The 22,994-nt window shown below is 41.3% G+C and carries 24 protein-coding genes; 9 read left to right on the top strand and 15 right to left on the bottom strand.

Translation table 11 applies throughout. The features are described from left to right. Positions 1–35: 35 nt before the first annotated feature. The 8 genes from atpB to FFR00_RS11460 all read right to left on the bottom strand — a co-directional run bounded on the left by atpB (position 36) and on the right by FFR00_RS11460 (position 7,654). Positions 36–848 carry a F0F1 ATP synthase subunit A gene (atpB, locus tag FFR00_RS11425; protein ID WP_137673531.1) on the bottom strand — a complete coding sequence of 271 codons (813 nt, stop codon included), beginning with the start codon at positions 846–848 and terminating at the stop codon, positions 36–38. Then, positions 838–1,242: an ATP synthase subunit I gene (locus FFR00_RS11430; protein ID WP_137673532.1), complete on the bottom strand. Its 405-nt coding sequence runs from the start codon at positions 1,240–1,242 to the stop codon at positions 838–840. Before FFR00_RS11430 ends, atpB begins: the two co-directional genes overlap by 11 nt. Positions 1,243–1,504: 262 nt before the next feature. Next, positions 1,505–2,425, bottom strand: coding sequence for a ParB/RepB/Spo0J family partition protein (locus FFR00_RS11435; protein ID WP_137673533.1), 921 nt, complete (start codon positions 2,423–2,425; stop codon positions 1,505–1,507). 17 nt (positions 2,426–2,442) lie between these two features. Beyond that, positions 2,443–3,234: a ParA family protein gene (locus tag FFR00_RS11440; RefSeq protein WP_137673534.1), complete on the bottom strand. Its 792-nt coding sequence runs from the start codon at positions 3,232–3,234 to the stop codon at positions 2,443–2,445. Between the two features lie 11 nt (positions 3,235–3,245). Beyond that, the gene (rsmG, locus tag FFR00_RS11445) at positions 3,246–3,872 is read right to left on the bottom strand and encodes a 16S rRNA (guanine(527)-N(7))-methyltransferase RsmG (protein ID WP_137673535.1); all 627 of its coding nucleotides are present in this window, start codon (positions 3,870–3,872) and stop codon (positions 3,246–3,248) included. A 9-nt stretch (positions 3,873–3,881) separates the two neighbouring features. Then, positions 3,882–5,771: a tRNA uridine-5-carboxymethylaminomethyl(34) synthesis enzyme MnmG gene (mnmG, locus tag FFR00_RS11450; RefSeq protein ID WP_137673536.1), complete on the bottom strand. Its 1,890-nt coding sequence runs from the start codon at positions 5,769–5,771 to the stop codon at positions 3,882–3,884. A gap of 372 nt (positions 5,772–6,143) precedes the next feature. Further along, positions 6,144–6,581 (bottom strand): FMN-binding protein MioC, encoded by a 438-nt coding sequence (gene mioC, locus FFR00_RS11455; RefSeq protein ID WP_137673537.1) that lies wholly within the window; start codon positions 6,579–6,581, stop codon positions 6,144–6,146. A 194-nt stretch (positions 6,582–6,775) separates the two neighbouring features. Continuing rightward, on the bottom strand, positions 6,776–7,654 hold the full coding sequence (locus FFR00_RS11460; RefSeq protein ID WP_137673538.1) for a LysR family transcriptional regulator: 879 nt from the start codon (positions 7,652–7,654) through the stop codon (positions 6,776–6,778). Positions 7,655–7,810: 156 nt separating this feature from the next. On the opposite strand from FFR00_RS11460, the gene FFR00_RS11465 reads away from it, so the two are divergent. Continuing rightward, positions 7,811–8,533 (top strand): oligogalacturonate-specific porin KdgM family protein, encoded by a 723-nt coding sequence (locus FFR00_RS11465; protein ID WP_161985154.1) that lies wholly within the window; start codon positions 7,811–7,813, stop codon positions 8,531–8,533. 58 nt (positions 8,534–8,591) lie between these two features. Here FFR00_RS11465 and FFR00_RS11470 read toward each other — a convergent pair whose 3' ends face one another. The 7 genes from FFR00_RS11470 to FFR00_RS11500 form a co-directional block, all read right to left on the bottom strand. After that, on the bottom strand, positions 8,592–9,596 hold the full coding sequence (locus FFR00_RS11470; protein WP_137673540.1) for a cytochrome d ubiquinol oxidase subunit II: 1,005 nt from the start codon (positions 9,594–9,596) through the stop codon (positions 8,592–8,594). Beyond that, the gene (locus FFR00_RS11475) at positions 9,593–10,984 is read right to left on the bottom strand and encodes a cytochrome ubiquinol oxidase subunit I (RefSeq protein WP_137673541.1); all 1,392 of its coding nucleotides are present in this window, start codon (positions 10,982–10,984) and stop codon (positions 9,593–9,595) included. Before FFR00_RS11475 ends, FFR00_RS11470 begins: the two co-directional genes overlap by 4 nt. Before the next feature lie 30 nt (positions 10,985–11,014). Next, complete coding sequence (locus tag FFR00_RS11480; RefSeq protein ID WP_137673542.1) at positions 11,015–11,575, bottom strand: GbsR/MarR family transcriptional regulator; 561 nt, start codon at positions 11,573–11,575, stop codon at positions 11,015–11,017. Positions 11,576–11,959: 384 nt separating this feature from the next. After that, on the bottom strand, positions 11,960–13,348 hold the full coding sequence (locus FFR00_RS11485; RefSeq protein WP_137673543.1) for a hypothetical protein: 1,389 nt from the start codon (positions 13,346–13,348) through the stop codon (positions 11,960–11,962). Between the two features lie 116 nt (positions 13,349–13,464). After that, positions 13,465–16,539 carry an efflux RND transporter permease subunit gene (locus tag FFR00_RS11490; RefSeq protein WP_137673544.1) on the bottom strand — a complete coding sequence of 1,025 codons (3,075 nt, stop codon included), beginning with the start codon at positions 16,537–16,539 and terminating at the stop codon, positions 13,465–13,467. 48 nt (positions 16,540–16,587) lie between these two features. Continuing rightward, complete coding sequence (locus tag FFR00_RS11495) at positions 16,588–17,658, bottom strand: efflux RND transporter periplasmic adaptor subunit (RefSeq protein WP_137673545.1); 1,071 nt, start codon at positions 17,656–17,658, stop codon at positions 16,588–16,590. Positions 17,659–17,688: 30 nt separating this feature from the next. Further along, complete coding sequence (locus tag FFR00_RS11500) at positions 17,689–17,991, bottom strand: hypothetical protein (protein WP_137673546.1); 303 nt, start codon at positions 17,989–17,991, stop codon at positions 17,689–17,691. A gap of 355 nt (positions 17,992–18,346) precedes the next feature. On the opposite strand from FFR00_RS11500, the gene FFR00_RS11505 reads away from it, so the two are divergent. From FFR00_RS11505 to FFR00_RS11535, 8 genes are all read left to right on the top strand, one after another. Further along, on the top strand, positions 18,347–18,778 hold the full coding sequence (locus FFR00_RS11505; RefSeq protein ID WP_201798739.1) for a TetR/AcrR family transcriptional regulator: 432 nt from the start codon (positions 18,347–18,349) through the stop codon (positions 18,776–18,778). Positions 18,779–19,139: 361 nt separating this feature from the next. Further along, positions 19,140–19,475, top strand: a complete 336-nt coding sequence (locus tag FFR00_RS11510; protein ID WP_137673547.1) for a hypothetical protein — start codon at positions 19,140–19,142, stop codon at positions 19,473–19,475. A 46-nt stretch (positions 19,476–19,521) separates the two neighbouring features. Beyond that, on the top strand, positions 19,522–20,193 hold the full coding sequence (locus tag FFR00_RS11515; protein WP_137673548.1) for a hypothetical protein: 672 nt from the start codon (positions 19,522–19,524) through the stop codon (positions 20,191–20,193). A 28-nt stretch (positions 20,194–20,221) separates the two neighbouring features. Next, on the top strand, positions 20,222–20,560 hold the full coding sequence (locus FFR00_RS11520) for a hypothetical protein (RefSeq protein ID WP_137673549.1): 339 nt from the start codon (positions 20,222–20,224) through the stop codon (positions 20,558–20,560). Positions 20,561–20,633: 73 nt separating this feature from the next. Then, positions 20,634–20,792, top strand: a complete 159-nt coding sequence (locus tag FFR00_RS21650; RefSeq protein ID WP_154675876.1) for a hypothetical protein — start codon at positions 20,634–20,636, stop codon at positions 20,790–20,792. A gap of 544 nt (positions 20,793–21,336) precedes the next feature. Beyond that, entirely contained in the window at positions 21,337–21,672 is a 336-nt protein-coding gene (locus tag FFR00_RS11525; protein ID WP_137673550.1) for a hypothetical protein, read from the top strand. Between the two features lie 282 nt (positions 21,673–21,954). Beyond that, positions 21,955–22,176, top strand: coding sequence for a hypothetical protein (locus FFR00_RS11530; protein WP_137673551.1), 222 nt, complete (start codon positions 21,955–21,957; stop codon positions 22,174–22,176). A 202-nt stretch (positions 22,177–22,378) separates the two neighbouring features. Further along, complete coding sequence (locus FFR00_RS11535) at positions 22,379–22,930, top strand: recombinase family protein (RefSeq protein WP_137673552.1); 552 nt, start codon at positions 22,379–22,381, stop codon at positions 22,928–22,930. The last annotated feature ends 64 nt before the right edge of the window (positions 22,931–22,994 follow it).

Consider the following 22,994-nt stretch of genomic DNA (forward strand, 5'->3'; position numbering starts at 1 on the left):
ATTTATTAGGTTAAAACAGTTTTTATTAAACTTAATTAGTGATCTTCATGGGCTAAGGCTAGATAAACTATCGTTAGCATCATGAAAATAAACGCCTGAAGCACAATGACCAAAATATGGAAAATTGCCCATGGAACAGAAAGTGTCCATTGAGCCCATAAAGGAACAAGTGCGGCAATAAGAATAAAGATCAATTCACCTGCATACAGGTTACCGAACAAACGCAAAGCGAGCGAAAATGGCTTGGCCAATAAAGTGACCGTTTCCAATAAGAAGTTAAAAGGAATAAAAGCCCAGTGATTAAAAGGTTGAAGCGTAAGCTCTTTAGTAAACCCTTTAACACCCTTCACTTTAATACTGTAAAAAATGATTAAACCAAACACAGCAATAGACATGCCTAATGTAATGTTTAAATCAGTGGTAGGTACAATTTTAAAGTACTCAGCGCCCATCAGTCCGGCGACGTGGGGTATAAAGTCAACAGGGACTAAATCCATCAAGTTCATGAGGAAAATCCACACAAAGATGGTTAAGCCAATTGGCGCAATAACACGGTCAGTGCGATGGAAGGCATCTCGTACCGCCCCATCAACAAACTCAACCATCATTTCAACAAAACATTGAAACTTGCCAGGTACGCCAGTTGTTGCTTTTTGCCCAGCCTTATAAAAAAGAAATAAGAACAAGGCACCCAAGCCAACTGAAAACAGGAGTGAATCAATGTGCCAGGTCCAGAACCCTGCATCCTTACAAGCGTAATTAAATGCCAGACCGCCATCGGCCATACACATTTGAGCGTTTGTCAGGTGGTGCTGGATATAGCCTGAAACGTTACCTTCAGCAGCCATTTATCATCCTATTTTTGTTACTAAGAAAAATAGAGGCAGTCCATTGCGTTAACGTACTAAGTATAAAACCAAGCAATAGGGCCAAAGGCTCTACATTTAGCAAGGCAAATACCAGTATGAACATTATGGCTGTAAGAGAAAGTTTTACGACTTCCCCGAGATAAAAACTTAATACTACGTATTTTTGATGTCTAGCGCCGACAAACATAAATGCCATCAACGTAAACAACGCATTCGGTAGTAAGAAGATCAAACCTCCGATTAACACAGAAACAGCGACGTCTTTATCAAAAAAGAAACCACTTTTAAGTGTTAGCAGTGCGACAAACCCTGTCTGAAAAATAACAAAATATAGCGCCTTAAGGCGAACTTCTGTTGTTAAAGACCCAGACATTCTCGACCTCTACTAGTTTTTACATTTAACCCATTACCTAAAAATAGGTAAAAAGGGCTTGCGAAAAAGCCTAATGATTATACGTTGAAAGTGTGGTTTTGCAATCAGTAGCGGTGCCCAAGACACTAATTTGTAACAGGCTATATAAACAAATAGCGGTTATTGTTAAATTTTGTGTTACAAACCAGTGATTTTGGTCATTTTAAGGTGAAAAGAAGGTAAGTGAGATCAAAGAAATGTAGGCGAAGATAGTTTATAAAAACTAAAGTGTTTCATCAGAATCGATGAAGAGCGCCAAAATAGCATCTAACTCATCCAAATTAGCATAATCAATAACCAGTTTTCCTTGGCCTTTCTTATTTTGTTGGATTTTAACGCCAGCTCCTAACCGTTCGCTTATTCTTTGCTCTAGTCTGTTAATGTCTGGATCAACTTTAGCTTCGGGTTTAGGTGCTTTAGGGTTCAAAACAGTCTTAACTAGCTTTTCAGTATCGCGCACCGTTAAGCCTTTGGCTGCCACATTTCGAGCCGTTTCAGCTTGAGTTTCACCACTTAACGCCAGCAACGCACGAGCATGACCCATTTCAATGTCGCCATGCTCCAGTAAGATTTTTACGTCTTCGTCTAAGCTATTTAAGCGCAATAAGTTAGTCACGGTTGTACGTGATTTCCCCACAGCTTCAGCCACTTGTTGGTGGGTTAACTCAAACTCGGTCATTAAGCGATCTAGCGCCACCGCTTCTTCCATGGCGTTAAGGTCTTCACGTTGAATGTTTTCAATCAGCGCAATAGCCACTGCATTTTCATCACTAACGTTCTTAATTAAACAAGGCACTTCATGCAGGTGAATTTGTTGTGAAGCACGCCAGCGACGCTCTCCGGCAATAATTTCAAACTGGTTTTCACCCAACTCACGAACCACAATAGGTTGAATAACACCTTGTGCTTCAATCGAATGGGCAAGTTCTTCAAGGGCTTCTGCCGACATGTCTTTACGCGGCTGGTATTTTCCAGGACGTAGCCATTCAATGGGTAATTTGCGTAAATCTCCGCGGTTTTGATCAACGGTTTGTTGATTAGAATCGGCTTTTGTATCTTCTTCAACTTGGCGTTGACGAGCGTTATTACTGGTACTCAGTAATAAGTCTAAACCTTTGCCTAATCCACGTTTTCTCGCTGACATGTCTTTATCCGTATTCATTAATCGACAACCACTGCTTCGGTTTCTTCTTCGTGTCGGCGAATAATTTCACCGGCTAAAGCGAGGTAAGCCTTAGAACCATTTGATGTTTTATCATAATACATGGCTGGTTTACCAAAGCTAGGCGCTTCGGCCAAACGTACATTTCTTGGGATCACAGTACGGTAAACCTTCTTACCAAAGTGCTGTTTAAGTTGATCACTCACATCTGAGGACAAACGATTTCGAGGATCAAACATAGTTCGAAGAATCCCTTCAACTTGTAGATCTGGGTTTACTACCGAGGCTAACTTACTAATGGTATCTACCAAAGCCGTTAAACCCTCTAAAGCATAGTATTCACATTGCATTGGCACCAGCACACTGTCTGCTGCGGCCATTGCATTCACGGTAAGCATGTTTAGCGAGGGCGGACAATCAATGAAAATGTAGTCGTAATAGTCACGTACAGGTGCTAGTGCATTGCGCAGTCGCACTTCGCGAGCAAAGAACTCCATTAATTTTATTTCAGCAGCCGTCACATCAGAGTTGGCTGCCACTAAATCAAAAAAGCCGCTGGTATCTTTAACGGTCACTTGATCGATAGGTTCTTCATCAATCAACAATTCGTAGGCTGTTTTTGGTACTTCGTATTTATCTACACCACTGCCCATGGTGGCATTCCCTTGTGGGTCTAGGTCAATTAACAAGACTTTGCGTTTAGTGGCCGCCATTGACGCCGCTAAATTTACGCTGGTTGTTGTTTTTCCTACGCCACCTTTCTGGTTGGCTACCGCAATTACTCTACCCACAATATTTTCGCCTAAGGGTTATTTTTATCAATAATAACTAGATGTCGCTGACCTTCAAGTTCGGGAACCGATAAACTCTCGATACTGTATAAGTTTAGCCCTTCTGGCAGGTTTTCTAGTTCTTGTTCAGGCACTAAGCCTTTTAAGGCATAGAATTTACCACTATTTGCCGGTAGGTGAGAACACCAACTCAGCATATCCTGCAAAGAAGCGAAGGCTCTGCTTATTACGCCATCAAATTCGAGGTTTTGTTGGTAATCTTCTACTCGACATTGCACCGCAGTCACGTTTTCTAATTTAAGCAAGTGGCTTACTTGGCGAATAAAAGTAATGCGTTTACCTAAACTGTCGAGCAATACAAACTGTTTATCAGGATTAATAATGGCTAAAGGCAAACCGGGTAAGCCAGGCCCCGTTCCCACATCAATAAAACGCTCACCTTGTAAGTGAGGGCTCACCACTAAACTATCGAGAATGTGTTTTACCATCATCTCCATAGGATCTCTTACCGAGGTAAGATTATACGCTTTGTTCCATTTATCGAGCTGCTCAACCAAAGTGACCAGTTGAGATATTTGCAGCTCGGTGAGCTGTAAGTTCGTTTGGGCTAATAAACCCTGTAAGCGAGATTTTAACACCCGATCATCCTAAGCCGACTTGCGCGCTAAGTCGTGTTTCTTCAAATAAACCAATAATAGCGATACGGCCGCTGGAGTAACACCTGAAATACGCGCGGCTTTACCAATGGTCTCTGGGCGAGAATTAGTTAGCTTAGCCACCACTTCGTTTGATAAACCACTGATCTTAGAAAAATCCAGATCGATAGGCAGTAGGGTGTTTTCGTGTTTTTGGGTTTTCTTAATTTCTTCGAGTTGACGCTTAATGTAACCGTCGTACTTAATTTGAATTTCTACTTGTTCCGCTGCTGCGGGTAAATCGACTCCAGGTCCAAAACCATCAATACGCATAAGTTGTTGATAAGTTAACTCTGGTCTGCGGATCAATTCTTCTAAAGAATGCTCGCGATTGATCGGATTTTTCAACATTGGATTAAGTTGATCCAATTGAGTCGAATTAGTGTGTACCCACGTGTCTTTTAAACGCTGCCGTTCTTGCTCAACCACTTCCATTTTGGTGTTAAATAATTGCCAGCGATGCTCGTCAACTAAACCTAGTTCGCGGCCTTGTTCAGTCAAACGTACATCGGCGTTATCTTCGCGCAATAACAAGCGGTATTCAGCTCGGCTAGTGAACATTCGGTAAGGTTCTTTGGTGCCTAATGTGGCGAGATCATCAATCAATACACCCATGTAGGCTTGATCGCGACGTGGCGCCCATGGATCTTTACCTTGAGCAAACAATGCTGCATTTGCACCAGCAATTAAGCCTTGAGCACCGGCTTCTTCGTAACCAGTGGTTCCGTTAATTTGGCCAGCAAAGAATAAACCTTTTAAGTATTTGTTTTCTAAACTTTGTTTTAAATCTCGAGGATCGAAAAAGTCGTATTCAATGGCGTAACCTGGACGCGTGATATGGGCATTTTCTAGCCCTTTCATTGAGTGTACTAGCTCAACTTGCACATCAAACGGCAAGCTGGTTGAGATGCCATTTGGGTAAACCTCGTGAGTGGTTAAGCCCTCAGGCTCAATGAAGATTTGATGAGAATTCTTGTCTGCAAATCGAGTAACTTTGTCTTCGATAGACGGACAATAACGTGGTCCAATACCTTCGATTACCCCAGTAAACATTGGGCTTCGGTCTAAACCACCACGAATAATATCGTGAGTAGATTCGTTAGTATGAGTGATGTAACAAGGGATCTGCTGTGGGTGATCACTTTGTTTACCAATAAACGAAAATAATGGTGTAGGGGTATCACCTGGTTGAGGCTGCATTTGGCTAAAGTCGATACTACGGGCATCAATACGTGGAGGTGTACCGGTTTTTAAGCGATCAACTCGCAATGGCAATTCGCGTAAACGTTGCGCTAAAGCGATCGACGGTGGATCGCCTGCTCGGCCACCAGCATGATTATTTAAACCAATGTGGATCATACCACCTAGAAAGGTCCCTACAGTGAGTACTACGCTGCGTGCGCGCAACTGTAAGCCCATTTGAGTCACTACCCCTACCACTTGGTCGTTTTCTACGATCAAATCGTCACAGGACTGCTGAAAGATAGTTAAGTTAGCTTGGTTTTCTAAACGTTCGCGAATAGCCGCTCGATATAATACGCGATCTGCTTGTGCGCGGGTGGCTCTAACTGCTGGGCCTTTTGACGAATTTAAGGTTCTAAATTGGATCCCAGCTAAATCTGCAGCTTGGGCCATCAAGCCGCCTAAGGCGTCAATTTCTTTGACTAAATGGCCTTTACCAATGCCACCAATGGCTGGGTTACATGACATCTGACCTAAGGTCTCAATGTTATGAGTAAGCAATAAGGTATTTTGTCCCATACGCGCAGCTGCCGCTGCAGCTTCTGTACCGGCATGACCACCACCGATCACAATGACGTCGTATTGTTGTTTATAGAACATGTGTTATTACCTCAAACCAAGCAGATCCCAAAAGGGTGCGATATTTTACTGGTTAAGTGACGATAAGGGAATGCTTAGATCAGAATTAGATCAAGGGTAGATCTCTTAATATATATATAAGATCTTTTTTTAAAGATCTTTTATTAGATCTACTATTAGGATCAGCCTGATCTGTAGATAAGTCATTTTTTAACTTTTAGATCATTAACTTAGATTAGATCAGATCATGTTGACGGATAGCGATCTAAACGGGGGACAAGCTGGGATCTAAATCAGTACTTATCCACAAACGAATAGTAGGTAAAGGTTATCCATAGGAATAACTATAGTAAATTAATAGCTAATCCCTATGCTTATCCACAGAGTTTAGGTTTAAATAAGTTCATTTTTCCAGCTTTTTAACCATAAAGCAGCTGGTTCTTCGGGTACAGGTTCAAGGTCTACGTCTATTTCTAGACGTGGCTTTAAGGATTTAGCACCTAATTTTTCCATTTGTTGGTCGAGATCTTTGCCTGCACCACAAAAAGTATCGTAGCTACTACTCCCTATTGCTACAACACTGTAAGACACCATTGAAAGATCAGGTTGTTGTTCAAGTAAGTGCTGGAAAAAAGGCTGCAAATTGTCTGGTACATCACCTGCACCATGCGTTGAGCTGCAAATTAGCCAAAAAGCACTTGGATTTAACTCTGAAAACTCAGCATTTAGATGAATTTTTACCTGATGGTCATCCTTTAGTAGCGCTTCTAGCTCATCGGCTACGTATTCAGCCGAACCTAAAGTTGAACCTACAATAATCTCTATATCCATTTACGATCCTGTTAACAGCAGAGGTTTTAACCATTGTAACGTGATCATGACTGAATTAACTAGCTGCGTGTTAGCTGTGATCTAGTTGTTGATAGTTTCACGTGGAACTATTCCAATATTGAATCTAATCCAGCAAAGATAATAGTGATCCCTTTTTTAAGGTGTGAATAAATACTTGTTCACAAACTAGCGACTTAAGCCGAGGACTCGTTGTTGAACTCTGCTTTACACATTTTGATTAAAGCCTGAAGTGTCGGATTTGGACTCGCGTGTTTGCTGTAAACTAATCCCAACTGTTCATTCGCAATGGCGTCGTTATGCGCAATCACTTTAAGCTCGCCAGATTTAATATAGGGAATGAGCTGCTGCTGTTGGCCTACAAATACGCCTACTCCCTGACGGCATAGTTCTATTGCGAGTGAGTGTTGCTCTACTTCAATTTGTCGTTGAATACTGTCTGGATCCCACACTTGGGTATTAGATGAAGCGAGAATGGTTACCCAAGTGTAACTTAGTACTTGTTGCAGATTGGGTGACTTTTCTTTTGTTAGTGGATGAGTTGCAGAACACACCGCCATTAGCGGCATTTCGCAAAGTGGTTCTATGGTGTAATCATTGGGAAAGGCATCTCGGTAAAAACAAATGGCTAAATCGAGTTTAGGGCCCTGCCAATTAAGTAGCAGTTCGTCGCGACGCTGAAAGATTTTTAAATCAACATTTGGATAAGCGTGATTAAATCGACTTAGTATTTTAGCCACGGTACTGTCTTGTAAAAAACTACTTACCCCTAGGTTTAATCTAAAACACCCTTGCTGTGCTATCTGTTCTACTTGCTGGCTAAGATGGTTTTGCGCTTTAAGCATTTGCTCACACAAAGGCAGCATTTTTAAACCCTGTTCACTGAGCACTGGTTTATGGCCGCTGCGGGTAAACAATTCAACGTTCCAATCTATCTCTAGATTACTGATCCATTGGCTTAACTGGGCGCGGTTTTTTTGCATATGTTTAGCTGCGGCAGAAATACTGCCCAGCTGATGACTCAGTACAAATGCTTCAATGGCTTGCAGGTTCATGTTGTCGATCTCTCTGTTAATAAAAGCTAACACAGTCTGATTTGTTCAGGTTGCCCAATCTCATCATCATAGCGCCGATGGATATATTTGTGAGTATGTTACTGATACTCAGCGATGCACGGATGTTTTAGTAAAAATCTACTGAAAGGTTCCAAAATGAAAAAAATTATAGTTGCTTCAACACTTTCTCTTGCTGCTTTTAGTCAGTTTGCTGCCGCAGACGCTATTCGTGGTGAAGTTGCTGGCGAGAGTAATCGAAATGGTCCGCACCTGGGTATTCTAAAAGGTGGTTATGAGTTTGATACTGATTATGGTCAGTTTGGTTTTGATGTTGAAGCAAAAAGCCGTTTAGGTGGTCGCCCTTATGGTGAAAACCAGCACGAGTCTGGTTTACATGAAGCCACCTTTGCTGCCGATTACACCTACAAGTTTGGTAACGCTTATGTTCAACCGCGTGCTGAATACACCCGTAATGTAGCGAATGATGCAAATACTGGTAAGTTTGCCTTAAAAGGTGGTTATAACTTTGATAATGGTATTTTTGTCGCTGCCCGTTACCGTTATGAGGATACGCAAAACAACGGCTTTAGTAAGACCGAACTTGGTGATGTGAAAACAAACCGTACCGATTTAACCGCGGGTTGGGCTGGCGATATCGTTGGTATATCTTTTAACTACATCAATAAAGATGCAAACGCTGAACACAAAAACAACAACCTGAAGGTGAATGAACTAGAAACCAAAGTGTTTCTTACTAACTTAGGCAGTTATCAGCCTTACGTTCAATACACGCAGAAAAACTTCGATAGTACCGGCTACGATAGTTCTCCTATTAAAGATGATAGCCAAATCAAACTTGGCGTAAGCATGAAGTTTTAAGGTTTATCCTGATAAAAAAAGAGCGCCAATTGGCGCTCTTTTTGTTTGTGTTAGTAACTTAGTGGTAGTTAAGAGAGGTAGCTTTACCTCTAAATACCCAATATGAAAAAGCGGTATAAGCCAGAATCACTGGCACTACAATTAGTGCTCCAATCAAAATCACCGATAAAGACTCCGGTGCCGATGCTGCTTCCCATACGTCCATTTGGCCCGGTACAACATCGGGGAAGAAGCTGAATCCCAGTGCGCTAAAACACAGTAAGAAAATAAGCATCACTAGGCAAAATGGTACCCAGCAATGGCGATCGTCTGATTTGGGTAAACGACCCAATAAAAAGTCATTAAACAAAAATGCGGTGAAACATAGGGCTGGGATCAGCAATACAAACATCACCAGTGGAAAATCAAACCAGCGATCAAATACACCAGGGTTAACCAGTGGGTTTACTATTGATACGGCAATCACGCCAACTAAACAAAAGCGGCCAGTAAGTTTTGCCCAAGTAACGGCCCGCTGTTGTAGTTGGTGTTCGGTTTTCATTACCAACCATGCCGCGCCAATATAGCTATAGGCCGCAGTAACACCTAAGCCACTTAATAAGCCAAATAAGTGAGTGGTTACGCCTCCTTCAAAGCCCATTACATATAAACCTAGCATGTAGCCTTGAGCTAATGTTGTGAGGATAGAACCGGCTTTGAAAGTACGATCCCAGGCTAACTTATGGTCTACCGCTGCTTTAGCTCTAAAGTCGAAGGCTACGCCACGCATAATAAGTCCGATCAGCATAATCGCCACCGGAATATACAAATGGTAAAGCACAATGCTATGGGCAGCCGGGAAGGCGATAAGCATGATACCAACGGCCAGTACTAGCCATGTTTCGTTGGCATCCCAAAATGGGCCAATTGACGCAATCATGGTATCGCGCTGCGCTTCATCGGCTTCGCCCATAGGCAGTAAAATACCTACCCCTAAATCATAACCGTCGAGAATTGCGTAAATAAGAACCGACAGGCCCATTAAACCGATGAAAATTACCGGTAACCAGTAAGCGTCCATCATGCTTTGGCACTCCCTTCAGCAGTGTCTTGCGGATTGTTAATATTAGTTAAGTTGCCGTCTGGTTGGGGCTCATTGGTTTCAAACTCTTCTTCTTTAATCGCTTTTCGTGCCATTAAGAATACCGTGTGAATGTAGGCAATCAGCAAGAAGGTATAAACGATTAAATACAGCGCCAATGAAAAGGCAACGTTTGAAGCGGGCAATGTTGTTACCGCATCTTCGGTACGTAAAACACCGGTGACTAACCAGGGCTGACGGCCTATTTCGGTCACATACCAACCAGCTAGGGTAGCAACCCAACCAGAGAACGTGGTGGCCACTAGTACCTTGAGCATCCAGTTAGGCATTTTGCCTTTGCGAACCATGTGGTAAGAACCAAACCAGCTTAGTGCCAACATCAGTAAACCTAAGCCAACCATGACTCGGAAACTCCAAAATACCGGAGCTACTGGCGGATGTTCGTTTTCAAACTCGTTAAGGCCTTTTAACTCACCGTCTAGTTCGTGGGTTAAAATTAGGCTGGCCAGTTTAGGAATACCAATCGCGTACTTATTGGTTTTGGTTTCTTCGTCTGGCAATGCAAACAATAATAAGGGTGCGCCTTTCTCGGTATGCCAAATACCTTCAATGGCCGCTATTTTTGCTGGCTGATGTTCAAGCGTATTCAAGCCATGAAAATCACCGACTAAAGCTTGAGTTGGCGCTAATACAGCGGCCACCAGCAAGCTGATTTTTAGGGTTAGGCGAGGGGCTTTTTTTACATCACCTTTCAATATGCGATAAGCAGAAATGCCTGCAATAAAGAACGATGCCGTTAAGCCAGACGCAATTAACATATGAGTTAAGCGGTAAGGAAATGAAGGGTTAAATACAATGGCTACCCAGTCTGTTGGAAATGCGACGCCATCGCGCATTTCAAAACCGGTTGGCGTTTGCATCCACGAATCTAGCGCTAGGATCCAGAAGGCCGATAAACTCGTGCCTACTGCGACTAAAACAGTCGCTAAGGTATGTACCTTATTGGGTACCCGCTTTATGCCGAATAACATAATGCCCAAGAAGGTGGCTTCCAAGAAAAAGGCGGTGAGTACTTCGTAACCTAGTAATGGTCCAGCAATGTTACCTACGGTTTCCATGTAGCCAGGCCAGTTAGTACCAAACTGGAATGACATAGTAATACCGCTTACGACTCCAATGGCAAAAGAGAGCGCAAAGACTTTTACCCAAAAGCGATAAGCGCGCATCCATACCGGATTGCCGGTCATATCATGGCGTACTTTAAAAAAAACTAAGAACCAACACATCGCAATGGTGATGGTGGGAAACAGGATGTGAAAGCTGATATTGGCAGCAAACTGTATCCTTGAGAGCATTAGGGCATCAAGCATGGTTAAGCCTCGTTAAGGTTGATAATCTCATTAGCTGGCGGCAGATCCCTTGTTACCAACGATTTTGTCTTTTAACTCTAAAATTCTGCTAATACCTGAGCCCATCTTCATTAAACTCTGTAGTTTGTCTGGATTCATCGTATTAAGTGCGTATGACCATTGAGTTATTAACTCTAAGAGATCGTGGATCTCTTCCATTTTTTGCTGAGTAAACTGGTCTGCTTCGTTTTCTGGTTCTTCCAATAAATTAGAACGTAGTAAAGAGAGGGTTGGGTCAACTTCGCGCTTACTGCGTTCTTCAAATACAGTTCTCGCCATATCCCAAATGGATCCGGCGGAAGTAAAAAATTCTCGGCGTTGACCTGCTTGATGGCTTAGCTTTACTAAGCGCCAAGACTGTAATTCTTTTAAACCCATGCTGACGTTGCCGCGGCTAATGCCCAGCTGTTGCATAATTTGTTCGGCGTGCAAAGACTCTTTGTTAATCACTAACAAAGCCAATATTTGACCAACCGTTCGGTTAAAACCCCAACGGCTGCCCATTTCGCCAAAATGAAGAACAAAAGCTTGGCTCTTCTCTGATAATTGCACGCGACAAATTCCTTTTATTGAACTTTCAGAAAACAGTGAAACTTTAATCTAAAATTGATTTAAGTCAATATTTTTAGCGATAATTGATGGAGAGTGATGAAACTGTGAGGCAGATTTAGCTTAGTTTGAGAGTGGGTTTATCTGTTAATCGAAAACCTGATAATAGCTTTATGTTTGCTTGCTGTTTATCAGGTTTTGTTGGTCTTAATCTTTGTTTTTAGGGTGGCTTGGCAATAGTGAATACTTACTTATTAAGCTATTTTCCGATACAGAAAGTGAAGACGCCCATAAACACAGGTGTGGTTGCACACTTGGGGGACCGATTGGGGACCAAATTGATAAATGTGCTCTCAACCCAAGTGCACTTTCCTAATAGAATATAGTTTATTTAAAATTAGTGCATTGGCTTTCTGACATTGAAGTTTCTGAATCGCCACATTCTAATTTATGGGTACCATCACGATAATTAGTATATTTTTCCCACTTACCATCGCTATTATGGCTAGTCATAACTTGAGAGGGCTTACTGACGTTTTCACTGAAGTCATTTTTCGTTCTCGACCAATAGTCAGCGCCATGAGATTCATCACTGTAAAAATCGGTGTCTACTACCTCTCTAATCGGGGTTAAGTCTTCTTGAGTCACTGAATCTGTTACTCCAATTAGATGGCTAAACCCACTATTGTTGTCGGTATGGTAAACGTGTTCAGTAGAGCTAGATAGCTCAGAACCGCTATAGTTTTTTGTGATTAAAGATTGCATTACCTCACTACCGGCGATCATTTGAGATTCACATTCTGTCCAATCGGTGACGTCATAATATACTGAGTTTCTAACGCCTGATGACTGCTGTAAGGTTGTTTCTAGCCATTCACTCACCGAGCATCCGTAGCCAAACTCTGCATAGACTAAGTTGACAGTTTTCTCTATGTTCATACCACTACGCTGAACCGTTTTCATCGAACTTTTATCGAATAGACTCACCTTAGTACTGAGGTCATCAGACATAACAAAAGTCTCAGAATCGAAGTTACCATTAGATGTTTGAACAAATTCATAACGGTACCAATCGTCATATAGTGAATCCTTATTTGCTAGCCGCCCTAAGAAATATTCAACCCAAGCAAAATCTGCGTTTGGATGCTGATCTAGTAATTGCTTGGTTTCTTCATATGACTTTTGCAATCCGGGTACCAGTTTTTGTGCAAGTTGATGGAGTGAATCATCTCCGGAGTGGATATAGTCAGCGTACAATTCGCTAACCGTAATGTTGTATCGATTAGCAATTCGCCATTCTTGCTCTCGCAATCTATGTGCTATATCTTCTCGAAGTTCTTGTCCGGCAATAATAGACTGACAAGATAAATTTCCTGATTGGTAAACGCGGAGTTCTTGCTCAACTTGCTTCCAAACAACGGAGGTTAACGGCGTCAAATTCAACAAATATTGATCTGTCATTAATGCAAATTGAGGTGGAAAAACCATCGAATAAGCATTTTCTATAGGTGTATTAATAAAATCGGTATCTATCGCACCCACAGGCACATTTACGACTATAGGCACGTACTGAGCACATTGGCTATAACGTGACGGAATAACTAGCTCAAACTCTCCCTCTTCTTGCGTCACAACACTGGGTTCACCTGCATCATGTAAACTGTTGAAGTTTAGATCTAGGAAAACAGTAGCGCCGATGATATAGCCATCAATCGCTCTTCCTTTAAAGGCTTTAACTGGGTTATCGTTGTCAGTGCTGCCACCGCAACTTACCAATAGGGTTAATATGGAACAGTGTATTATGAGTTTAAATAGGCTCATTATTAATCCTTAGATACAGTGATCCATTCAGGCTGGTTTGAAGCCTGAATGGATATTTTAGTGACTCTTTTTTAGAGGGTTAAATTAAGATTTTTTGTACTTTCAGTAGCTTTTATGTTGAAGAAAATGGCATAAAGTACAGGCACTATAATTAAGGTGAGTAAGGTCGCGAAAGTAAGCCCAAATACCAATACAACTGACATCGATTTAAAGAATGCGTCAAAGAATAAAGGAATAACCCCTAGCACTGTGGTTAATGCTCCCATCATTACGGGTCTAACTCGGCTGGCCGCTGCGTCAACAACTGCATCGTGCCTTGGTTTCCCTTCAATAATTTCTAAATCAATTTGGTCAACCAACACAATGGCATTTTTAATTAGTAAGCCAGACAACGACAGAAGGCCCAAAATAGCCATAAACTCCATTGGTGTTCCTGTGGCTAACAAGCCTGTAGACACTCCGATCAAGGCCAAAGGTACTACCAGCCAAATAACTATTGGTTGCCTCACCGAGCCAAACAACACAAAAACAGTAATCACCATCGCAATAAGACCTAATGGAATGGTTGATGCCAAATTGTCATTAGATTCTTTAGAATCTCCATACTCTCCACCCCATTTCAAGGCGTAACCTTCTGGGAGGTCAATCGCTTCAATTTTTGGTTTTATGCGATTGAATAGATCGGTTGTAAGCTCACCGGGAACAGGATCTGACTGCGCCTTAATTTCCCATTGGCGGTCAACTCGCCTTACTAAACCATCACGCCAAACCGTTCTATACCCGTTAGTTATTTGACCAATAGGTACGCTGGCTCCGGTGATAGAACTAATAACTTGTAAGTTTTTGATATCGGTAACGCTGTTGCTCTCAGCTTTCGGTGCTTTGGCAATAATTGGGATCAGCTCATCGTTATCGCGGTAGGTACCTATTCTCATTCCTGAGAAGTTAGTCTCTAGCGCTGAGGCTAAGTCTTCTCTAGATACACCTACTCTTTGGGCTGCTTGAACTGCGTAAATAGGCTCGATTACGCTAATAGCTTGCCGCCAATCATCTTTAATAGATAAGGCTTTACCATCTTCGGCCATTATTGCTTTGGCTTGGTCAGCAAGGTGGTGCAATACTTTAGGAGCAGGGCCACTAAATTTTGCCTCTATGCGTGAACCTCCACCAGGTCCTAATACAAACTTCCATGTTTTACCTTGGGCATCAGGGTAGGCGTTATCAATATAGCGTTGAATATCGACAAGTAACCCATCGATAACTTTGTCATCTTGGGTACGTATTAATAATTGGCCGTAAGCAGAGTTTTGTGACTCTGGGGCATATACAAGCATGAAACGCGGTACGCCTCCACCAATCGACGCTTGTACAGTTTTTACTCCTTCTAAAGACTGAATATGCTTCCCTAGGCTTTCTATATCTTTCTTTGTTTTAGTAATATCGGTTCCTTGTGGAAGCCAGTAATCAACAACAAACATAGGCGTCGTAGAAGCAGGGAAAAAGCCCGGTTTAACAAATTGGAATCCCCATACAGAGGCACAAAACAGCGCAACAACTCCCACCACAACAATAAAGCGTTGCTGGAGAGTGGCGTAAAGTAGTTTTTTGTATAATGTAGAGAAGCGGCTATCTGCTTGTTGGCTAAGATTGTCACCCAAAGATTCTTTGAACAACCAGAAGCAGAATAGCGGCGTTAAAGTAATAGCAAATAACCAGCTATACATTAAAGAAATAAGGATTACCCAGAACAGGTGACCGGTATATTCTGCGGTTGAACCAGGGGCGAAGCCAATGGGAGCAAAAGCTATAATTCCTACTAGTGTTCCTCCCAACAAAGGCCAAACTGAGCGTTTAACAATTTGTTTGGCAATGGCTAATTTTTTAGTACCATTTAAAATACCTACCAATATCCCTTCGGTGACAACAATCGCATTGTCTACCATCATTCCTAAGGCAATAATGAGCGCACCTAATGAAATGCGATGCATAGGAATATCAACAAAATTCATCGTTGCAAGTGTGGCAAAAATAGTCAAAAGCAAAATCGCGCCAATAACAATGGCTGACTTAAAGCCCATAAAAATAAGCAGGGTTACAATCACTATCACCAGTGCCGCAATCACATTCACTACAAAGTTTTCAACTGACGAATCGACAATTTTACCTTGGTGATAAAACTCATGTAATTCAATTCCTAGTGGTCTTAGGTTTTTGGTTTCTGCTATCTTGGAGTCAATATCTGAACCAATTTTTACGATGTTGCTGCCTAGTAGGCCTGAAATACCAATAGCCACAGCAGGTTTACCGTTATATAGATATTCTTTTTCTTCTGGTTCGCTATAACCGCGCCACACTCGCGCGATGTCTTTGAGATAAATAAGTTTACCGTCTGCGTCGGTGCTTATAAGGAGGTTTTGAATCGACTCAACCGAGTCAACAACATTGGTTGGGTCTATAACTAAGCGCTTATTACCAACTTTAACGTTACCCGACGAAACCACTGCGTTTTGTTGAGACAGTAGGCTAAAAACATTAGAAATAGCTAAGCCTAACCTTTTAGCATCTTGATTCGATATCTCGACATAAATGGCTTCTTTTTGTAACCCGTCAAGGGTAACTCGAGCAACACCGTCTACTTGTAGCAATGAACTCTGTAAGGTTTTTGCGTATTTTTTTAACTCAGCGTTTGAATAACCGTCGCCCGTTACAAAATAGAGCAGACCAAATACGTCACCAAAGTCATCTGCCACATAAGGTTTACCGGCGCCTGTTGGTAAAGCCGACGAAATATCACTGATTTTATTACGCAGTTTGTTCCAAACTAACTGTAAATCACTTCGAGTTTTTGACGCGTCATATCTTACTTCTACGTTTATTTCAGACTTTCCATAGGTTGAAACAGATTCAATAGTCTTTACTTCGGCTAACTGTTGAATGGCTTTTTCTAAAGGCTCGGTAATTTCCAGCGCGACTTCATGAGGGCTTGCGCCAGGATAGCTAGTAACAATAACAGCTTGTCTAATCGTAAATTCAGGGTCTTCGAACCTCGCCATGTTTTGATAGGCATGCCATCCACCAACTATTGTTAACAACATAACAATAACGCTCAACACTGTATTTTTTATTGTAAATTCAGCAATATTCATTAGTTCTCGCCTGCTCACGGATAACTTTTACAAAATGACTCAATAAGATTATTTCCATTTTCTTACCTTCATCCCTTCGTATAAGTAGGTCGCTCCCGCACTGACTATTAGTTCATCTTTTGCTATTCCTGATGTAGCAGCGAGCATTTCACCAACACCTTCTGCTATGTGTATTTTCCGTTTCGTAACCGTCATGTTTTCACTATTTACTACCCAAACGTAAGCATCACTGCCATCACTTGTTATTGCGCTTAATGGTATTAGGGGGTGATTTTCCGAATGGTCTGCCAACGTGTGTATTTCGATGGTTGCATTCATTCCTGGAAGAACTAACAAGTTGCTAGGAGCTGAAAACTCAAAAGTAATGTTATAAGTTTGTGTTGCGCTATCTGCCAATAAGGTGGCTTCTCGATAATAAGCGGCAATTTTTCTCTCTGGGGCAATATCAAGAACAATAAAAGTGTTGGTATTATTTTGCTTATTTGTGCTTTGGTATAATTCCGCTAAATAGTTTGCTGGCATGTCGATAGATGCTTCTTGAGTATCGCCGCCAATAAACTTCACTATAGCCTGAGCGCTTGATACGGTTTGCCCATTATCGACCATTTTTTTAGCAATAACGCCATCAAATGGCGCGGTTAAAACAGAATCATTTATGGCTTGTAGGGCACTGTCTAATTGGGATTGCTTTACGTCGCGTTCAGTTAAACGTTCTTGCAAAGCGCTTTGGGAAATAGCATTGTTTTTAGATAATTGCCGCGCTCTATTGTACTCAATTTCGGCACTTCTAAATTGAGCTTTAAATTTGTTTAGGCTATTTTTCAGTTCGCGTTGGTCAAGGCTTGCAATCACCTCTCCTTTTTTCACGAATTGTGCATTTTTTACCGGAAGAGAAATAACTTTACCGCCTGATGTAAAGCTTAAATCAACAAGGCGATTATCATTAATGATTGCTGGAAATATAGATACTTCCTTGTCGCCAGCAACTGAAATTTTCATTATTTTTACGGGACGAACATCTTCATTTAGTGGACGCATAGAGTCCTCACCATTACAAGCAAGCATACCCGCTATAAAAACAGTTACCGTTATTAGTCGAAAACCCGCGCTATGAAACATTTTTAACCCCCTTTAAAATAGATAACTGTTCTATAACCACTTGTTTTCGATGATGCCGCACATAATTGCGAGTTCTAATTTGTTGGTATTGTCTAAGCGTCTGAACTCCTTCTCTTGTGCTCTTTTCATGTCTTTTTTCCACCAATGGTTACGGCTAGCAATTTTGTACCTAGCTATCACTTTAAAGTTTGCTGCATCTTTATCTGATTTATCTATCTCACCAGCTAAATGGCAGGCGGTTATTTGCGCAAAGGTTTTTCCTGCGTCTTTTTGCTCACTGGCGTTAACCAACATAGGAGTCATTAAGGCCAACAAAACAATAAATTTTTTCATTCTTTTTCCATATAGACCAAGCACTGTGGCCATTATTGAGTGAGAAATGTAAGACCCCTTTGAGGTTTCTTAGCAAGGTGAGTTTTTGGTTATGCAAATAGGGCAAGAAGTGAGTTAGTACACTAGCTTTCTATTATCCACCCATAAAAAGGACGCCGTCCTTTTTATGGGTGGATAATAGAGTGATGCTGCTGCTGGGTCAACAGATTTTTGACTAACTTTTACACAAAGGTTGCTTTAATTTTATGATCATCAATTCAAAAGAATCGTATAGGTCAAAAGTCTTGCCGGTCTAGTAAAGTAAATATTGCTAGTGCTACTATTGAAAAACATAGTGACAAAGAGTTACAACAAAATGCCGGCCAATTTAATGAGTATGAAATCGGAACGAACCAGAGCTAAGATTATTGATGCAGCCTTAAAAATAACCATGAGTGAAGGGTTTGATAAAGCTACATTTGTACATATAGCTGAAACGGCGGGCATTTCTAAGTCTGGGATTAATGCCCATTTTAAGAGAAAATCTGACATAGCAGCACAGCTAGCGCCGATTTACATTCAAATGATTAAAGAGCCTCTTAATTTTGACTCCACCACCGACTTTTATAATTCTTGGGTGGATTCGTTCAATACAAACGCACAATTTAAAGCGGCTATATTGTCTGTGGGACCAATCATCCCAAAGTTAGACGGTGTAAAAGGTTTATTCGATACCATCAATGGGCACCCGGAAGATGTTAAGCGGTGTGTGTATATGTGTGTTGGATTTTCCGTTATAAACAGTTAAAAAAGCGCGTAAAGTTCCCCCCGCTTCCTTAAAAACATTCGAATAACTCCCATACTAATTAACCGAAACCAAACTTTCTCAAACTTGGTTTCGGTTGAATCATCAGCTTGAGTACTTAAGTATTTGCTAATGGTTAACACTCATATTGGTAGCTCCTAATTTAAGTTTCGATGCTTAAAGTGATTTTTCTTGACAACCATTTTCATACAACACAATATAAAAAGGATAATGTCCTTTTTTGTGGGGTGTCGTAGTTTTGTTGCAAAGTTTGCAACTAAGTTTCAGCAGTAAGACTGTTGGAAACAAGCAAAGCAAGTCGCTCTTGAACTGGGCGCTGTTTAATCCATAGAGAAGTATCAAAATGAAAAACATATTAGCTATTACAGCGCTATCTTTCGCTCTAATACTAACCGGTTGTGGTGAGCCTACATTATCAGCCGAAGGTGAAGCTGCTGTTAACTATTTAACTAACTACAACTATCTAAAGGACAATTGTGAAATAGATAGTATGGAAGATTTAGGTATGGCTATGGGCGTAGTAATGGTAAGCCCAGTGCTGTTAGCCGAACTAGGCCAAGATAAAGAAGGAAATGAAGAATTCTTAGCCAAGAGACAAGCCTTAATCACGGGTTCATGTGGTGACGTTAGGCAAGCTATTAAAGACGCTGGTAAAGCATTTAAAGCTGTTAGCAAATAGCAAACCCTAAACCCTCGAAAGAGGGAAAACCGAACAGAGAGAAAACATGAATAAATTGCTCGCCTTATCAGCGTTAGTTATTGTCCTAGTTGGCTGCGATGCCGAGGTTATCGTGCCTGTAAACATTAGCCAAGTTAGCAACTTAGAGCTAAACGATACGGTCATTACTTCTCAAGCAAAAATTACCATCGATGGTTCATGTAAAGACCGCGAAACAGGTGCCGAGTCCGATTCATTGAGTAAAGCAAATGGAATGATGTGGAACTTGTTTGCCCGTGAGCATGAGTTTGTATCATGCAAAGCAACTAGCAAGTACGCATTCGATTCAATTGTTACATATAACATCGAAACCCAATTGGTCACGAAACAAGGGGGCATGAATAGTTCAAAGAATAAACGTGAATTAGGGTTAGGTTTAGCCGACGGTAAAGTGTTGCTTATGGTATCTGATAAGCTCAAACAACGCTTGAAAGCCCGCACAGGTGAACTTGATTCAGTTGAACCAACCTTTAACGTAAAGCTAGTAAACGATACAACTGAACTAGTAGAAGCAAGTTCGAAAGGTGTCTATATCTATACAGGAAAAAGCTTCACGCCGTATCAAGAAGCAGGCTACACAATTAAACCTAAAGGCTCGTTCTACATAAGAACTGGCTCAGTTGGAGCTGATGCCCTCACTACTCATGGTTACACACATTTCGCAACAATCACTAAATAGTTAAACCTATCTAACCAAGAAGAACACAATGTCTAAAACTACTTTAATAAACTGCCCAACTTGTTCAAAAGAAATAGCTTCAACATCTCATAAATGTGTTGGCTGTGGCTCATTAATCAATAAGCCTAAACGCTCTATCTTCGGCAAGCTAATCAAGTGGTCGTTCATCTTATTTAACATATTTATGGCTTGGTGGATGTTTGCAGGTATGGACGCTGCAACCACTACTATGGATAGTTTAGAAGGTGCCGAGGCAGCAGGGGCAGCTATTGGTACGGGTATCGGGGCAATGCTTATATCAGGCATTTGGGTTATAGGTGACATCATTTTAGGCTTATTTGTATTGTTTACCCGCCCTAAATCTTAATAACTAACTCTTCGAATGGCTAACTAACCATCTAACTAAATAGTTAGCCTCAAATAACCAGGGCGACATAAAAATGAAAGCACTTAGAATACTTCAAATAACAATTATCGTTATTTTGCTGGTAGCAGCATTTATGCCGGTTAAAGCATTTTCAGCCAATCCAAAACTGATCCCTGCCACTACTTCTAGCCACGTTCACACCACCATTATCAAAGGTTTTTCACCCACATAAACCCAAACGATTGTTTACAAAGTTGCTACTAATTAAAGACCTGAAGTGTATGGCGCTAAGTAAAGCGTAATAGCCACTCAATAGTGGGGGCGGCAATAAAACAGAGAGAAAACAACACATGTTAGCAATTACTAAATATGTCATAGCTTACTTCGTAATAGTAACTCTATTAACGCTAGGCCTATGTATTAGCGATGCCAAAGCAACCCCTGATTCAAAACAGAAAAAAATCAGGGACGAAAACCAAGGCGCATTGGTTAGCTATAACCCAGTAGTAAAGACACTGCGGCTCTGAATGATCAACCCACCAGATAATTAAACACTACTAATTGCTTGAAGTGCCAAGTAACCACAACCTTTTTATGTATATGAGTCTATAGATGTTAGGCATCCAATAGCGGGGAACAAATGAAGTACAACTTGTTGGCAACCTTGCTGCTTGTATGCGGTTTTGATGCTGAACCAGTAATAACATTCATAACAAATTTAACTCTATAACTACGGTCTCGTTTGAGGCCAATCAACCTAAATGGAAACCGCACACATGAAAAATGTATTAACTTTCGCAGCATTTACAACAACTCTTGTTCTAACGGGTTGTGGTGAAACCAAGTTATCACCGAAAGGGGAAGCAGCAATGAGTTATATGGCTAATTACGTTTATCTTAAGAATAACTGTGAAGTCGATTCAATGGCCGATTTAGGTATGGCTATGGGAATGGCTATGATGGCCCCTATTGTATCGGCTGAACTGAACGGTGATAAAGATGCTAGCGATTCATTGCTAAAAGAACGTTCTGCTAGGGTAACTGGTTCATGTAAAGAAGTAGACCAAGCAATCTCGGATGCAGGCAAAGCATTCAAAGCAGCTAGCCAATAATAACTAATCATGGCCTCTACGGAGACCTTTTTAAGCAAGAGATCCCTACTATGAAAAACTCAACTAGATTAAACATAGGCTATAGCCTACTTTACTTAAGCTTAGTATTCCTATTTGCAGGCCTAAAACTGCATCATGTAGATTGGTTCGCATTTTCCGGAGTATCAGCCGCATGCGCAATACTTCTAATCATCACAGGAACAATACACAACAGCATCGTTAAGTCTCACAACAAGATGATCAAACAAATTGAAGAGATGTTCGTAGTAGAAAGAGATAAGTATGAATAGTTCTGTTAAACGTCTTATCAATGTACTTAGTGCTATTGGCTACCTAACCTCAATCGGTTTTCTTGTGGCCGGGTTTGTTAATATCCGTCACGACGATGTGTTCTGGTGGGCATACCCAGTTATGGTTTTAATGGCCTTGGGTATTCCAGCTTTTATAACAGCAGGTCTAAGTTACTTAATTGGCATAGGGTTCAAACCATGGCATAAAAATTAAGCTCTATATTATCAGTGAACAATTGATCAAATTTGTCTACTTTTCTTCTGTCATCCCGATTTTTAGCATTAACACTATATTTTGAGTATACCCAAGTGACCACATTTGTCAGATCTTGGTTTCCGTATTCAATAGGGTGGATATAACGTTTTGAACACAAACGTTTCATTAACTCTAGAGTCAATTGAATACAGGTGATGGCATGAAAGGGCTGAATATTGGGTACATACGAGTAAGTACCGCCGAGCAGAAAACTTTAAGGCAGTTGCACGGCATAGAGCTTGATATAGTTTTTGAAGACAATATTTCTGGCTCTGTTAAACAGCGACCTGGATTAGACGGGCTACTTGCACATATTCGATCTGGGGACGTTGTTCACGTTCATGACATTTCACGTTTAGCAAGAAATACTGGGCATTTGCTCTCCCTCGTCGAGTTGTTCCTATCTAAAGGGGTATCACTACACTTCCACAAGGAAAATTTAGCCTTTACCGCCGATAATTCCAGCCCAATGAACCAACTTTTACTCACCCTATTAGGCGCTATTTATCAGTTTGAACGCGCGATGATTCGAGAGCGGCAAGCCGAGGGCATCGCATTAGCCAAAAAGCGCGGTGTATACAAAGGGCGAAAAAGTACAATTAATAAAGACGCTGTAGTGGAGTTGAGGCTAGCAGGTTTAAGTTACAGAAAGATCGCTAAGGAGCTAAGAATAAGCTTGTCGAGCGTGCAGCGAGCCTTGAAAAAGCCATAGCATTATGGTGTTCCTCTAACCTACTCTGAAGTTTATGAGCCTCAGCGAAAAGGGCTGTAAATCC

Source organism: Agarivorans sp. Toyoura001 (assembly GCF_005405585.1).
GTDB lineage: Bacteria > Pseudomonadota > Gammaproteobacteria > Enterobacterales > Celerinatantimonadaceae > Agarivorans.